We start from the raw sequence: 13,640 nt of genomic DNA, 5'->3' as shown, positions 1-13,640 counted from the left end.
ACCACAACAAAAAGGCAAGCAACTACGTCGCATAAGTGACGAAGTAGTTGCCGACCTCCACCTCTTCGTTAGGCGTCAAGACGACCATTTCACGAGTACCGTCGATGGGATATTCCATCTCGAGTGCAAATTCAATATTTCCTCTCGATTCGTCGCTGTTGCTGCGGACTTCGATTCGAGTTTGATCGGGCAGAATGACTTCTTCGAGTTCATTTTGGCCCATGAATCCGAATGCATGAACAGTCAGAGGATCGTCTACCGATCGCAGAATAAGCTCGCCGCTCAATCGCTTATCCGACCGGCGTTGTGCTCGATCATCCATCCAGCGACGACAAACGACGATTCCCAGCAAACCCAACAGACCGATCGGGATGCTTGCCGCCGTCAGCTTGAACCACAGCGGGATCGGCTTTCTGACATCGATTGACGGAGATTTCCAGACGACAGGAGTCATTTCGGATTCATCGGGCCCGTAGACGGTGATTTCTGGTGTCCACCGCCCAGGGCGGAACGTATGAACCAGATCGCCCGCACCATCTACCGCGATCGGGTCAGTTCCATCGCCAGGATTCAAGACGCAACGCAGGATGTCGCCGGTGCATTGGTTGTTGAACCGTACCAAAACGGGGCCTCGTTCGGCGGGGATTTCAGGGAGGAAGTCGGCGCTGACGGGGGTCCAACGAGGGACGATCTGTATGGACAGCCTTTGGGTATCGATCCCTCCAGGTCCCTCAACCGTTTGCGTGATCCAAACGGTACCGACCGATTCACAAGTCCACTCAAAAACTCGTTTTCTCGGTGCATCTTTGCTCTCTCTGGTGACCCAAGGTTCGTGTTCAGTGATTTCGTATCGGCACGACTGGATGATTCCGGTGCTGATGTCCGTCAACTGAATTTCGTCTCCAACGGTGAATTGATTGGCGCCGAGTGTGAATCCGGCAACGGGCGGATCAGGGCGAGGAACGACGAATGTCTGTTCCTGAGAGTCTGTCCGTCCGAATCGGTCCTCAACGGTCAGTGAAACCCGATGATCACCGTAGCGTTCTGGATAAAACACAAATACTTTACTCGTCGACAACTGCTGATCGTCAATGGACCAGCTCACCCGATCGTGTTCCTGGATCGAACTTGCAACAAAGGATACAGGGCTACCCAGAGCAATTGCTCCGGGTGCCAAATCAAAACCAGCTACCGGGCCAACACCAGGTGGCACCACTTTCACCTCGGTCGATGCCTCTGAGGTCTGTCCCCAACGGTCGCTGACGGTCAGCATCACTTGATAGGTTCCAGAGCTGCTGAACTGGAACGTTGCATGTGGCGTACTCGATGACTGTCCATCGGACGTGCGCCAGCGGTAGGAATAGGCATCCGTTACCATCCTCGCCGAAAAGAATGTTGGAGTGTCAACGAGTGGACTGGACTGCTGGGTTTGAATGTCAACCGGATCCAGGCGGGGCAACTGAACGGAAATCATTCGGTTGACGGATTTTGAGATGCCGTTCGGATCGGTGATCGTCAGTTGCAACTCAATCTCACCCGGCCGGTCCGCCCGAAAGCGGCTGACAGGGCCAACGACCGACTCGCTCTCGCCTCCAGTGATGGTCCAAGCGTATTGCCAGTCTTCACGCATGGGTTTTGCAGTGGCGATGATCGATTGCCCAAGCGTTGCGGTTTGTGGTGATTCAATACGAACTTCCGGCAGCGATGGAGCAATTACCTTGACTTTTGTGTCGGCCACTCCACGTTGGCCAGATTCGGTTTCAATTGCATAGCGAATGTTGTACACACCGGGTTTTGAGTACCGATGAGCAATTGCTGGGCGGATGTCTGCCGTCGTTTTTCGCAACAATTCCCGAGTCCCGTCTCCCCAGTCAACGGCACGACGCGTAATGGAGTCTCCGAAACTGTTGTCTGTCAGCCGAAGGTCTTCTTTGGGAAAAACCTCGTTCTTGGACAATTGAAACTCAACACGCAACGGCATCAGCTCCTTTGTGAATCGAACACCCGACTTTTCCAGTGCTGACTTCACTTGAGGATTCAAATCAAACCCAAGCGTCACCCAATCCAATTGCAATTGTCTGTCAATAACGTGCCCGTATCGACTGATCAGCGTTTGATGGTTGATTCGAGGCGATTTGTCGCTGTCTTCGCCGTCGCTGTAGACGACCAATCGAACGCGAGAATTGCCTTCTGCGACCAACTTTTCTGCACGTGCTAGCTCTTCGTCGACGGAGCCCCAAAGCACGGTAGCGCCATCTCGGCTCTGGATGCCGGCAATCTTTTCTGACAAGATGTCTCGATGAGACGGTGTTGTTAGCACGAGATCACAAATCTCAGATCTCAGTCCGTCGAAAACGGACACGATCACTCGAGTCCCCGGCGGGAACTCGCTGGTCAATCGCGTCAGTCGTGATTTGACTTGTTCCAACTTGGACTGGTTGGTCAAGCGAGGCTGCACTGCAACTGACAGGTTGTCTTTCATCGATCCTGAGATATCTACCAGGAAGATGAATGTATCTGGTGGCGCTCGATGAGGCGCTTCCGAGGCAGTCACGGTCTCGTCCGCGTTGCAGCATGCGATGGTACGGACCAAAATGACGCCGAACAGCAACAGGGCAAACAGTGCCCTTGGCGGGCAAATTTTGGAGGGGGACATGAGCTTGGCTCCCGAATGAAAATGGAGGTTTGGAGGTCTCGTGTGCAGAAAGTCCTGGCACTCAACCAAGAAGGCAGCCACATTCATCGAGGCGGAAGAAAAATGAGGATCGACCTTTCTCCGGATTGCCCCACGCCCCAAATCCGTTGCTCAGGTCGATACGATGGAGTGCATCTTCCAGAGCCTCTCACCAGACCGCTACGTTGATGAACCGTCCCCCTTCAGACCTGCGATTCATTCCTGATCAGGAGTTATTGCTGCTCGAACTGCGTCCGAGAGACCAGCACGGGGAACTGGATTTCCTGCGCCGGGGCAACCTGCCCGATCAAGGATCGGAGAATTCGACTCAAGCAGAGCATGGACAAGACCGAGATTCTCGCTGGCGTCCGATCCCTCACCGGCTGGACTGGCTCAGCGAGCCAACCGGCACGGAGCGACGGCTGGTCTGTGTGACGGCTGCTGCAGGGATAGGCAAGACACGACTGCTGCAGCAAATAGAGGGTGTGCTGGGGGCAATCCGAAAAGACAAGCTGGTCCTCCGTTGCCATATCAGCCGTTTGCCCGATAGCTGGAAACAGTACGCCCATGACCCGATGCCTCAAACAGGTGAGTCATTGCTGTACAGTCTGTTGGAAGACGATTTCCTAGCGATCCGCGAATCAGATTCGTCCAAAATCGATGATCCGACTCGATGTCGCGACAGACTCTACGATTGGCTCTCGATTCTATTGCGCACGGGTCAATTGACATTGGCGGTCGACGGACTTGACGAAATTTCTCACCAGGATGCAATCGTCAAAGGAGCCCAACTTCGCCGATTCTTGCTGCAGCACCCACGAGTCGATTGTGTGGTTGCCGGTCTCCATCTCGAGTCGACAGCGCCAAACGCTTGCCGAACGCGGTTCCTACGCCACAAAGAGTCACCAACTGACCGATTGCGTGGGAACTGGGGGTGAGCGTCCGATCCTGCTTTTGATCACGAATCGCAAAGTTGCCATCTGACGCAACGATGGGTTCCAGGTTGGCGAGAGCACACACTTCTGTTTTGGCGGATTCATTCTACGCGACCAAATTCTCGATAGATGATTCGATGGGGAACGTCTGGTCGAACCAGGATTGCGAGACGTTCTTGAAACCGGCGTCAGTCGCGAGTGATTGAGATTCAAGGACGAAATCACCGTCTCGTGACGTTCCGACGATGACGTCGTTGTTTTTTGTGCTGGCTTGCATCGGTTTGGCTGCCTTCAGGAGGAACGGCGGGGCTGGATTTCAGTGCGAGTTCGATCTTGCGATCAGGCAAGAACGAGAACTCGTACTGCTGGATCCATAAGGCAGCCAGTTTCGGAAAGAAAGTTTTATCAAGTTTCTATTTCTGGCTGCCTTCTCGTGAGAAAGGTCATTTGGTGCTCGCTAAGTGCCTCTTCTTTTCGTTATTCCAGCCCAGCAGCCCTAAGACGCGGATCAGAAGCAATGAGCACGATTCTTCCAACGAAACCAAACTTGACAGCAGATCTTGATCAGGAGATTTTGGTAGGTCACGCCCATCAATCAGTGACTCCATGTCTTCCGCAACGCGCTGACATTGAGAACTTGGCCAAGTTGATCCAGAGCGAGATGAAGCAATCGCCGTGGAACAACGCGAAGCACCCATCTGGTGTACGCCAGATTTCAGCTTGCATTGATCGAGGCTGTGGGAGCGGTCCAAATTGCCGTGCCCTGACGGACGCGTTTCGTCGCTGCATCAATGGCCACACGATGTCGTACTACAACGAGCGGAATCCTGCGGACTTTCCTGGCTTGGCAACGCAGGTGCGTATGCGAAACGAGCAAGGAGCGTGCGGCTATCACAGTATGATTTGCGGCTCCTTTCTCGACCAACTGCTACCCAATTCCAGCTTGGATTTGGTGACCAGTAATGCGGCCCTCCACTGGATTGATCTCGATCATGCCGCGGTCGGGCTACCAGGATTTGCGGCTCGCGAAGATTGGTGTCTCAGTGAATTGGCAGATGAGCAATGGCGACGATTCTTGACGGTCGCCTCCGCCGAGCTTCGCACTGGAGGAAAGTTGGTCGTATCGTTCGTCGCGGCACAATCCGAATCGGGTTCGCAAGATCATATCCCCCTCCGGTTGATCGAGTTCGGGATCGACAAAGTCTTTGGGACCGTACGAAATCATTGGTCGCGTCCGCCGATACCTATCCACCTGAGGACGAGCGAGCAGATTTCCGCTCCATTCAAGGATGCTGACAGGCCGGTTCCCCTTCGTCTCAAACGGTGTCGCGTCGAATCCGTGAATTGCCCGTACTTTCAGGCGTATGAAAGCCACCGATGTGCAACCAGATACGCCGACGAGTTCACGGGCTTTCTGCGTGCCTTTAGCGAAAGCTCGCTGAGGCATTGGTGCGAGCTGGGAGTCGAGCAAGGCTATCTCTCTCCGGGGGCCTTTAAGAAGATCGCCGGAGTCTACCGCCATATTCACACGCTGATCTGCTCGAATCCAGAAGAATGGCGGATGAAGAAACACCGCGCCGTCGTGGTCGCCGAACAGGTCTAGACTCCCTGGCTGTTCGCAATCCGCCGACCGCAAACCGAGCCGAGGCGGCGCAAAATCCGGTCATGGTCAGATTTTGCGTGACATGGTTGGTTCCCAATGTCTGCTGGTACGAATAGTCCTTCCGTCAGGCTAGTTCCTGCCGCTGGTGGTAGTCCCCGTCTCGCAATCGATGATCGGTAGTTCGCAGAAACCTCAGTCAAGATTCACGTCCGGCGGTCGGTTCTGGCATTGTGGGCGTTCTCCAGATGCATCGAACAGCGTCCGTTCAATCCCAAACTCTTTTTCCGGCTGCTGACCAAACTTGACGATGAACAAATCAAACTCCCTGAGCGGATTGCTTGTAACCCAGCCGATGTCAGCCTTCAGCGTTTCTGGAGAAACCCTCGCGACAATTTCCCTCGCGAGATCGATGACGCGGCGGTACATGAATGGTTTGTCATACCGGTAACGGCCACCGTACCGTCCCTCACCGCGGATGTCGGCTTCCGAAAGATCGTCAGGTACGTCTGCGAAGCGAGATTGCAGCCAGCCCCAGTGAACCATCAGTTTCGTGACAACGATGTCTGGCTTGATGACGGGAAGCCCGATGTCCATCATGAAATGGAGTGCCGTCAACAGTCCACCGTAGCCGATGTCCTTGATGAGCCGATGGTGGATCTCCCAAACTTGCTCAGGACGGTAACCGCCGAGAATGAAGTCGATCGGTGCTTGACCGCTACGGATCGCCCCTTCGAATTTACGAGCAAGGTTCACCGTGCGTTTCAGCTTCGGCAGGTTCCCTATCGTCTGCTTACCGGCAAAAACGGATTCTCGATTGAGGAAGTCGTGCACGATTCGTCCACCGCTCACCAAGGTGTATCCACGCGTTTCAAGGTCCCAATCCGGTGAGATGAAGTTCTGGTAGTTGTCGAAGTACGATCCGATCTCGCGGATCTCGTTGGTAGCGATTTGCGAACGAATTCCAGCGAATCGGATTCTCGTCCACAGCTGCCGCCAAACCCGATCAGCGTATTTGGTCGTGTCGGAATTGGGCTTGCAGTATCCGTACCGGCCTAAGTCTGCCGCATCGCAGATCGAGGCCACCGATGACTTGAGTAGACCTTGGTTTTGTCGGTGTCGTTCCGCGTCGTCAATGGTCGGTCGCGTCGCTTCGTCAACGACAAGCTTCCGGAGAACTCGGTAGGACTCAGCCAGGTTATCAAGATTCATGATTTAGCTGGGCATTTGATAGGGACTGAAGCTCTTTTCGAATATGTTCTACCGGATTCCATTCTCTTAGATCATTGCCCATCGAAAATCTCTGTAGAGATATGGAGTGTCGTACGGGCTGGAACAGGAAATGAGGAACACGACGACCTGTTGACTGATTAAGTATCTAAAAGCTTCATTTGAATGTCGGAAACAGCAGTCAGGCGGTCTTTTTTGCTCGGGAATTTCGTATGTTCGTTAAGCCCCAGTAGAGTTTCGACTTGATTGGCTGCTCGCATAATCTGGTACACATCGAGGTCCGGTATCGTCGACTGATGCTTCACAAAGTTGGCGAGATACTTTGCGGACTTTGCTTTCACACCATTCCGCTCGCAAACTATGTATGCCACGGATTCGGCCTCGAGTTCTTTCTGGGAGTGCGTTAGCTCACGACGCTCGGGCACAGACAGTTCTTTGTCGGGACCAAGGTGCCCTAGGAAAAGGTGCCCCAACTCATGTGCGAGTGTTGTGAACTGAACAGGCGGTGAGTGGTTTTGGTTGATCTTCACTCGATACGTCGGCAGCAGTTTTCCCTTCACTGATTTGATAGATCGCTCGATTCTGCCAGCGTCGCTATCTCCCTTATCCACATACTCAACGCTTGCCGTCTTCTTTTCCACGAGTAGCTTGAAACCAGACATCTGCTTTTCATTGATATCGCCTTTCGCTGGGAACATTGCCGCATCCTCTGGAAGCTTCTTCCCCTCGGTGTCCAGAACGTCGTAGACCGTTACAACAGGAGCGAAAGGCCACAAGATCAACAATGGCCGTGCGTCCTGCTTAGGTTTTCGCTCGAACCGATGCCACCAATCATACGATGAAGCGACGTACGTTACGCCGGGCTTTTGTATTTGAAGAATCATCGCATTGAATGGCGCAACATTGCGCAGCTTGACGACGAATCGAAGCAGCTCTTGGTAAGACTCAGAATCGTGGTAAAGACATGCTTCGGACAATAGATGATCGAGCAGTCCACGTTCGACATCGTCGGTGCCTATTGGATTACTCATTGGATTCCGATCAGAAGGTATGGTTTAGGTGCCCACTCTACGAAGTCATCATGCTGCTCGTGTTTTGGATTGGCGAAGGCTTCAAGGAACTCGGCATAGCCCCAGACACCGCCCACGTCTTCTGGTGGGCAGTTCCGTTCGCCTTCTACGCACAGTGGATACCGTCCGCCCTTCTCAGAACGAAGGCATCCCTCAAACAGCACCTCGTGTTCCCAGCCGTCACCGAAGTCGTACTCGTAGAGGAATTGGAATCGCTTGCCATTCTTGGGGACGATCTTGCTGATCTTGGTCACGGTCGAATCGACACACTCGAAGTCCTCGAACCCATCGTCGAGCAGTTCAGGATCACCCCAGCGTTCCCCGTCTATTTTGAATTGATGAAGATGCGAGTTGGTCCAGCCCATTGCGGTCTGGATTCGCTCGTGGAACTTGTCGAGGGTGGAGTCTTTGACCTGTATCCGCCGCCAAATCGGAGGTTGTGATTCAAGTAGCGTGATCTTGAATTGGTAGAGACGTTCGGAGGCAGGAATCGAACCGATGCCTTCAGCTTCTTCGAGGGTTTTGGTGACGGCATCAACGACATGCCGCAGAGAGCTTCGGATCATTCCGTTTTCGGCATGGGGTCGAGCAGCCTCAGCTTTGTCTCGGATCGATTCAAGTTCTTTCGGAGTGAAGGAGATAGTGCGTGGGTTTTTCTCGTCGAGCTTCAGGCGGTCGGCGAGTTTCGGTAGAAGATCAGCGACGACTTTTCGCTGCGATAGGGTGAATGAGATGTTTATGGACTTTAACGGCATAACTCATCCTCCCCGCTCCGTGGAATCCTCTTTTCCCCCCTCGAAAGTGAGCATCGTGTTCCAACGGTCTGCCTCCTCTTCAAATCGCTTCTTTAGAAGCTGCAGTCGTTTGCGAAAGTCGCTGTAGTTGTCTTTCTTTTGAGGTGGGTCTTTGGGACGGTGGATGTATGGCTTGCCCTCGGGCCGATAGACCTCAAACTTGAATTCTACGAGTTGGCGAAGCTGGACGATCAGAGATTTCACACCAACATGGAAGTCGTCGATGGACTTGCCAATGATGTCAGCGAAGTGGTCGTTCGAGAAAACAGCGTGTTCCACGAGTTCATGAGTTTCCGTCAGTTGCCTTCGTGCCGTTTTACATGCTTCGACGATAACTTCCTTGTTCTCATCCGTGATCGCCACGTCTGGTTCAGTTGCATCTTTAAACGCAGCCTGCGCCGTGTGCAGTCGGCGAATAAGCTCGGTGAATTTCGATTCAGCTACACTCTTCTCGACTCCGCTGTCAAAGGCATCTAGCCCCTCGAAGTCAGACTTCAACATTGTGAGGATGACCTCAAGCTGACGCATGAGACGAGTGTGTTTGTCTTTGGCGGCGTTCGACTGTGAAAACTGAACTTCTGCAAGATATCCCTGCAACAAGGTCGAAGCTGCGTTTAAGTAAGCCGTCTTTTGCAGTGTGTCGGTTTGCTCTTGGTACTCCTTATTCGCCCTCCTGATCTCCTGACGTTGATAGCGCAACTCGATGGTCTGGAGCACGATGGCAATGATCACGCCGCCGAACGCAAGTCCCGAAAAGAAAGTGTTCGTGAATCCGAATGCGTCACGAAACTCGCCGAGTTTGTCGGGCATCATCGGCTCGGAAAAAAATTCCCATCTGTAGACGAGGAATGGCGCAAAGCCAACCACGATCCAGACGAGCAGCGTTGAGATAATCAGCAGCTTTGCGAGGCTTGAGAAATGCCGGAAGAGTTTGTCGTCGCTGTCACTCCAAGCATCGTCATCTTCCTTTAAGAACCCTGCCAGCTTTTTGATTGCAGACAGAAGTGAGTACACAACGTAGCCGAGGGCAGCGGCAAGCAGAAACCAGACAACAGTGAGTGCGATCCAGACCATTTGTTATTCTAACCCCAATGCCTTGAATGCCACGTCTCCGGGGTCGGAGTAGAAGCTGGTTTGAAACTTGGCGAATAGTTCGCCGAGGATTGTTGTATATCGATGGCGTTCCATCATTTGATTCATGCTACAAATCCATTCCCGCCCCATGAATCCTCAACCATTCTTTCCGATCGCCATAGTCGGGGAGCACTTTGTCTACTTCGTTCCAAAATGCTTCGGTGTGATTGGCGTGGATCAAATGGGCGAGTTCGTGGACGACGATGTAATCAAGAACGGTTGATGGGGCCATCATGCACTTCCAGTGAAAATTCAGCTTTCCTCCCGGTGTGCAAGAAGCCCAGCGGTTCTTTAACTCCATGACCGTGATTGTTTTGGATTTGACTCCCATTCGTCGCTCGAAAAATGCGGCACGTTCTGGGATGCGTTCCTTGCCTTTGGTTCGATAGAACTCTTTGAAAACAGTGTCCGCATCCGGGGCTGAGCCATTGGTGGACATCAGGCAGAAGTATCCGTTCTTGAGCATCAACGGCTCATCCTGTTGATCGACGATTTTCAAACGGTAGGTGCGGCCGAGGTAAAGAAAGCCTTCGCCGTTGACGTACTCCCGTTGAACCCTTGTGGCGTTGAGATCGTGCCACTCAGCCTGATTGCGATAAATCCATTTGCGTTTGGATTCGAGCAGTTCTTCGATGCGAGCTTTGGAAAGTCCCTTCGGCACAAGAACAGACACCTGACCGTCCCGCTCGATATAGATACTGGCGGTCTTTCGGTCGCTGCGTTTCAGCGTGTACTCGATGTCCTTGAAAGTCCTCATGGCTTGAGAATGTCCCTTTCTCGGTTCTTCGCAAGCTGTGTAATCTCGGCAACCAGCTTGTCAGCATTCTCAATTACTTGATCGACGCCTGTTGCCAGCATCAAATCGGACAACTCGCCACGAAGACGGCTGACTTCGGTGGGGCGGTTCCAGAAGTCGATGATGTCAATATTGGACTGCAAGTGGTCAATCACATCTGACACCAGTTGTTTCACTGTGTCAGCACAATCAGTAGGAACGGACTTCTCGGTGAAAGCCAGTTGACCAACCAGATCGTAGAACGGAGCCGCCTCAGCGCTCACGCCCTCGATTTCCTCTTTGCGTCCCGCCTCTGCTTCGCCTCGAAGACCGAATAAGTCGCCGACCAACTGATCCCAGTTGTCCTTGTGCTGTTTGATCAGGGCTTCCAGCTTTTCGCTCAGCTTCGCATAAAAAGCGGGATCTTCGTCGAACTTCACCTTACAGTGCTTGCGAATGGCGTGCTCCATTTCGCTCGCCTTGGCTTTCGGCGAAGTGTTCTTCTCGACTTCCTGAATGAACTGAGATGAAAACAACTCGACAGGCGGGATCTTCGGATTGATGCCGAGGCTGATCAGGTGTTCGTCGATCAGCTTCTTCACCTTCTCGCCAGCGCCAGAAATCGTCAGAGTGTCATCTTTGTAGCGATCCCTGACTCGCACGAAGATATACCCGAACCGTTTGACTGGGATCTTGTAGGGATTCGCTGCGGCGTTTGGGAGAATGATATCCATGCTTTGCATGAACTTCTTGAAGTACACCTCGAAGTTCGACCGCTGCTTGATGTCCTCCATGCACTCGACGGCCTTTTCCAGAGCAGCGAATTCCTCTGTCCGATTGCCTATCTTTTGCTCGACGAAATCCTCGATGTTCTTGACGCCGTTGTCCACGAACAGATTGATCAAGCGGCGGTAACGATCCTGAAGAACGGGAAGTTCGACGCTGATGTTCTGAAGTGACTCTTCGAGGTCTTTTTGATCCTCGGACGCATAAATTGAAAGTGCGTCCTTCAAGTGGTTCGACAATCCGATGTAGTCAACAATGAAGCCACGGCTCTTACCCTTGGCGATCCGGTTCACTCGGGCGATGGTTTGCAGCAGATTGTGATTCTTCACCTTCTTGTCGATGTACATAACCTGTTCGACCGGTGCATCGAAGCCGGTAAGCAGCATGTCGCAGACAATCAAAAAGGCGATTCCCGTGTTGACCTTTTCGGGATCATCGTAGTTGAAGGCTCGTTTGAAGTTATCGACCGCATTCACTTCTCGGGCGTGTTTGCGAGCGGCAGTGATCACGGCAGCTTCGTTGGTCCCATCGCCGGAAATCACGACAACAGATTGCAGCAATCGAATCTGCTTACACAACTCGTCGTCTCGACACCCCGATTCGGATAATGCGGGCGATTCGGCTGCGATCATCAAACCCTCAGTCGAACCTTCGGCATGAAGCGATGATTCGGGTTCTCGAACGTAAACACTCTTGGGTGGTTTTGCTTCCTCGAAAGCCAGTCTTGCAGCCAGAGCCTTGTCAATGAACTTCTTGTACTTGATCGCCGCCATCTTGGACGTGCAAACGACCTGAGCCTTGAAGCCATTGGGAAGGATGTTCTCTATGTAGTGGTTCACGAGGTCCTCGGCGATATCCTCGATGCGCTCATCGGCTTCCATGATGTCGCCGGTTGTCCCCCACTTCTGTTTCAATGCCAATATCTCTTCAGCCGTGCGTTCCTTGACCAGATCATCAAACGGCTTGGCGTCCCGTTTAGCGATCCTCTTGAGCGCAGCGACATTCTCTGCCTTCCGAAGCTGCGATTCGACGTGCTTCCGGGCAGCATCATCGACCTTAGTATCGAACTCGTGTTTCTTGTCGATGGCCGAATCGGCTGTCTTACCTTCGTAAAGAATCTGGACCGTCGCACCATCATCTACGGCATCCTGCAACTTGTACTTGTCGATGTAGCCGCCGAATCGCTTGGCCGTCTTCTGTCCGACGATCTGACCATCTTTCACGGCAATGAGCGGTGTTCCCGTGAAGGCAAGGCGAGTCGCCTGCGGAAACGCTTCGAACAAGTTGTCGCCGAGATCACCAGCCTGAGACCGATGGGCCTCGTCAATCATCAGCAGAATTCGTTCGGACGAGTTGACCACCCCAAAGTTTTCGTACTGAGGGATGTCCAAAGCGTCATCGAGGTAATCGGGAACATCCTTGTTCTGAGCCTCGTTGAACTTGTGAACCATGATCATGTTCAGATTGGACGTGTCGGTAGCAAGCTTCTCCTTCAGATCCTTCGTGCTTGTGATGTAAGTGACTTTCTCGCCGCTCAAAGTTGCCGTTTCACCAAGCTGCTGTTCAAGGTCACGGCGGTCATTGATCAGGCAAACCTTGAAATCCTTCAGGTCATCGCACATTCGCAGCTTGCGAATGACAAACACCATCGAAAGTGATTTCCCCGATCCTTGCGTATGCCAGATGACGCCTGACCGTTCCATCGGTGTATCGCCTTTGCGAAGACGGGCGATGATCTTCAGCATGGCTCGGTACTGTTGATAGCGGCAGACGATTTTGGCCCGAGTCTTGCCCACATCCATGAAGACGGTGCAACTGCGCACGATGTCGAGCAAGGTTTCCTTGGGCAACATCCCCTGAATCAGCAACTCCTGCTGCCGTTCTTTCCCGAGTGGTTTTTCGTAGGTGCGATAATTCTCGGGGTAGATGTCACGCCATGGGTAGAAATATTCTTCTTCGGTGGAGGTGACTGTCCCGAACTCGCAATGATCGCCGCAAGTGCGAACAATGAACTGGTTCGCATGGAACAGCTTCGGCTCACCCTCTCGCAGTCCAGCGTCGTGAGTGCCTTGCCGTTGCCCACTGTACCGCATCAACTGGCGGAACGCTTCGTACATCGGGTTGGATTCGATCTGGTTGATGTCCTTGGCTTCCACCACAACCAGCGGAATCCCGTTCACGAACAACACGATGTCGGGAATGATGCACGACTTGACGCAACTCGGCGTGTCGATGCGAAATTGATTGATCGCCAGAAAGCTGTTGTTGAGCGGATTTTGGAAGTCGATCAGTTGGACGTTCGGGTATTGCTCGCCAGTCAGTTCGTTTTCATCGACCTGAGTTCGATAGAGAAGCTGCTGAACGGCTTCATTGATCTCGATGAGGCTTCCGGTCGTCCTGCCAGAAATGTCCTCGTAAACCTCTTCAAGTTGCTTGTCTGTCAGCCAAGCTTGCCCGTCTTCCGTGGTGTTGATCTTTCGCACATTCTCGAAAAACTTGTCTCGCAGAAAGATTTCCCTGAAATTACTGCGCAGACTCTTCGCCGGATCAGTTGGGAACGCTGGCCCCTGATCGATGACATCCCAATCCAGTTGCTTCAACTGATCGAGAAACGGTTTTTCGACGAAGTGGTACTCGGACAT

At 52.8% G+C, this 13,640-nt stretch carries 11 protein-coding genes; 2 read left to right on the top strand and 9 right to left on the bottom strand.

The window, feature by feature from the left end:
- Positions 1 to 22: 22 nt before the first annotated feature.
- On the bottom strand, positions 23 to 2,656 hold the full coding sequence (locus tag Pla52nx_RS13055; protein ID WP_197454280.1) for a PKD domain-containing protein: 2,634 nt from the start codon (positions 2,654 to 2,656) through the stop codon (positions 23 to 25).
- A gap of 206 nt (positions 2,657 to 2,862) precedes the next feature.
- Here Pla52nx_RS13055 and Pla52nx_RS13050 point away from each other — a divergent pair, with 206 nt between their 5' ends.
- On the top strand, positions 2,863 to 3,612 hold the full coding sequence (locus Pla52nx_RS13050; RefSeq protein WP_146518415.1) for a hypothetical protein: 750 nt from the start codon (positions 2,863 to 2,865) through the stop codon (positions 3,610 to 3,612).
- A 103-nt stretch (positions 3,613 to 3,715) separates the two neighbouring features.
- On the opposite strand, the gene Pla52nx_RS13045 is transcribed toward Pla52nx_RS13050, so the two are convergent.
- Positions 3,716 to 3,886: a hypothetical protein gene (locus Pla52nx_RS13045; protein WP_197454281.1), complete on the bottom strand. Its 171-nt coding sequence runs from the start codon at positions 3,884 to 3,886 to the stop codon at positions 3,716 to 3,718.
- A gap of 240 nt (positions 3,887 to 4,126) precedes the next feature.
- Here Pla52nx_RS13045 and Pla52nx_RS13040 point away from each other — a divergent pair, with 240 nt between their 5' ends.
- Positions 4,127 to 5,212, top strand: a complete 1,086-nt coding sequence (locus Pla52nx_RS13040) for a hypothetical protein (protein WP_146518416.1) — start codon at positions 4,127 to 4,129, stop codon at positions 5,210 to 5,212.
- A 192-nt stretch (positions 5,213 to 5,404) separates the two neighbouring features.
- Here the strand turns inward: Pla52nx_RS13040 and Pla52nx_RS13035 are convergent, their stop codons facing one another.
- The 7 genes from Pla52nx_RS13035 to Pla52nx_RS13005 form a co-directional block, all read right to left on the bottom strand.
- Positions 5,405 to 6,421, bottom strand: coding sequence for a hypothetical protein (locus tag Pla52nx_RS13035; RefSeq protein WP_146518417.1), 1,017 nt, complete (start codon positions 6,419 to 6,421; stop codon positions 5,405 to 5,407).
- Positions 6,422 to 6,579: 158 nt separating this feature from the next.
- On the bottom strand, positions 6,580 to 7,470 hold the full coding sequence (locus Pla52nx_RS13030) for an ImmA/IrrE family metallo-endopeptidase (protein ID WP_146518418.1): 891 nt from the start codon (positions 7,468 to 7,470) through the stop codon (positions 6,580 to 6,582).
- Positions 7,467 to 8,075 (bottom strand): plasmid pRiA4b ORF-3 family protein, encoded by a 609-nt coding sequence (locus tag Pla52nx_RS13025; protein ID WP_197454284.1) that lies wholly within the window; start codon positions 8,073 to 8,075, stop codon positions 7,467 to 7,469. The genes Pla52nx_RS13030 and Pla52nx_RS13025 overlap by 4 nt, the downstream gene beginning before the upstream one ends.
- 192 nt (positions 8,076 to 8,267) lie before the next feature.
- Positions 8,268 to 9,377 carry a hypothetical protein gene (locus tag Pla52nx_RS13020; RefSeq protein WP_146518420.1) on the bottom strand — a complete coding sequence of 370 codons (1,110 nt, stop codon included), beginning with the start codon at positions 9,375 to 9,377 and terminating at the stop codon, positions 8,268 to 8,270.
- Positions 9,378 to 9,380: 3 nt separating this feature from the next.
- The gene (locus Pla52nx_RS13015; protein WP_342190394.1) at positions 9,381 to 9,503 is read right to left on the bottom strand and encodes a hypothetical protein; all 123 of its coding nucleotides are present in this window, start codon (positions 9,501 to 9,503) and stop codon (positions 9,381 to 9,383) included.
- A gap of 1 nt (position 9,504) precedes the next feature.
- The gene (locus Pla52nx_RS13010) at positions 9,505 to 10,194 is read right to left on the bottom strand and encodes a M48 family metallopeptidase (RefSeq protein ID WP_146518421.1); all 690 of its coding nucleotides are present in this window, start codon (positions 10,192 to 10,194) and stop codon (positions 9,505 to 9,507) included.
- Positions 10,191 to 13,640 carry a type I restriction endonuclease subunit R gene (locus Pla52nx_RS13005; RefSeq protein WP_146518422.1) on the bottom strand — a complete coding sequence of 1,150 codons (3,450 nt, stop codon included), beginning with the start codon at positions 13,638 to 13,640 and terminating at the stop codon, positions 10,191 to 10,193. The genes Pla52nx_RS13010 and Pla52nx_RS13005 overlap by 4 nt, the downstream gene beginning before the upstream one ends.

The sequence above is a fragment of the Stieleria varia genome (genome assembly GCF_038443385.1).
GTDB classification, from domain to species: domain Bacteria; phylum Planctomycetota; class Planctomycetia; order Pirellulales; family Pirellulaceae; genus Stieleria; species Stieleria varia.
This window is presented reverse-complemented; position numbering and strand designations above follow the sequence as displayed.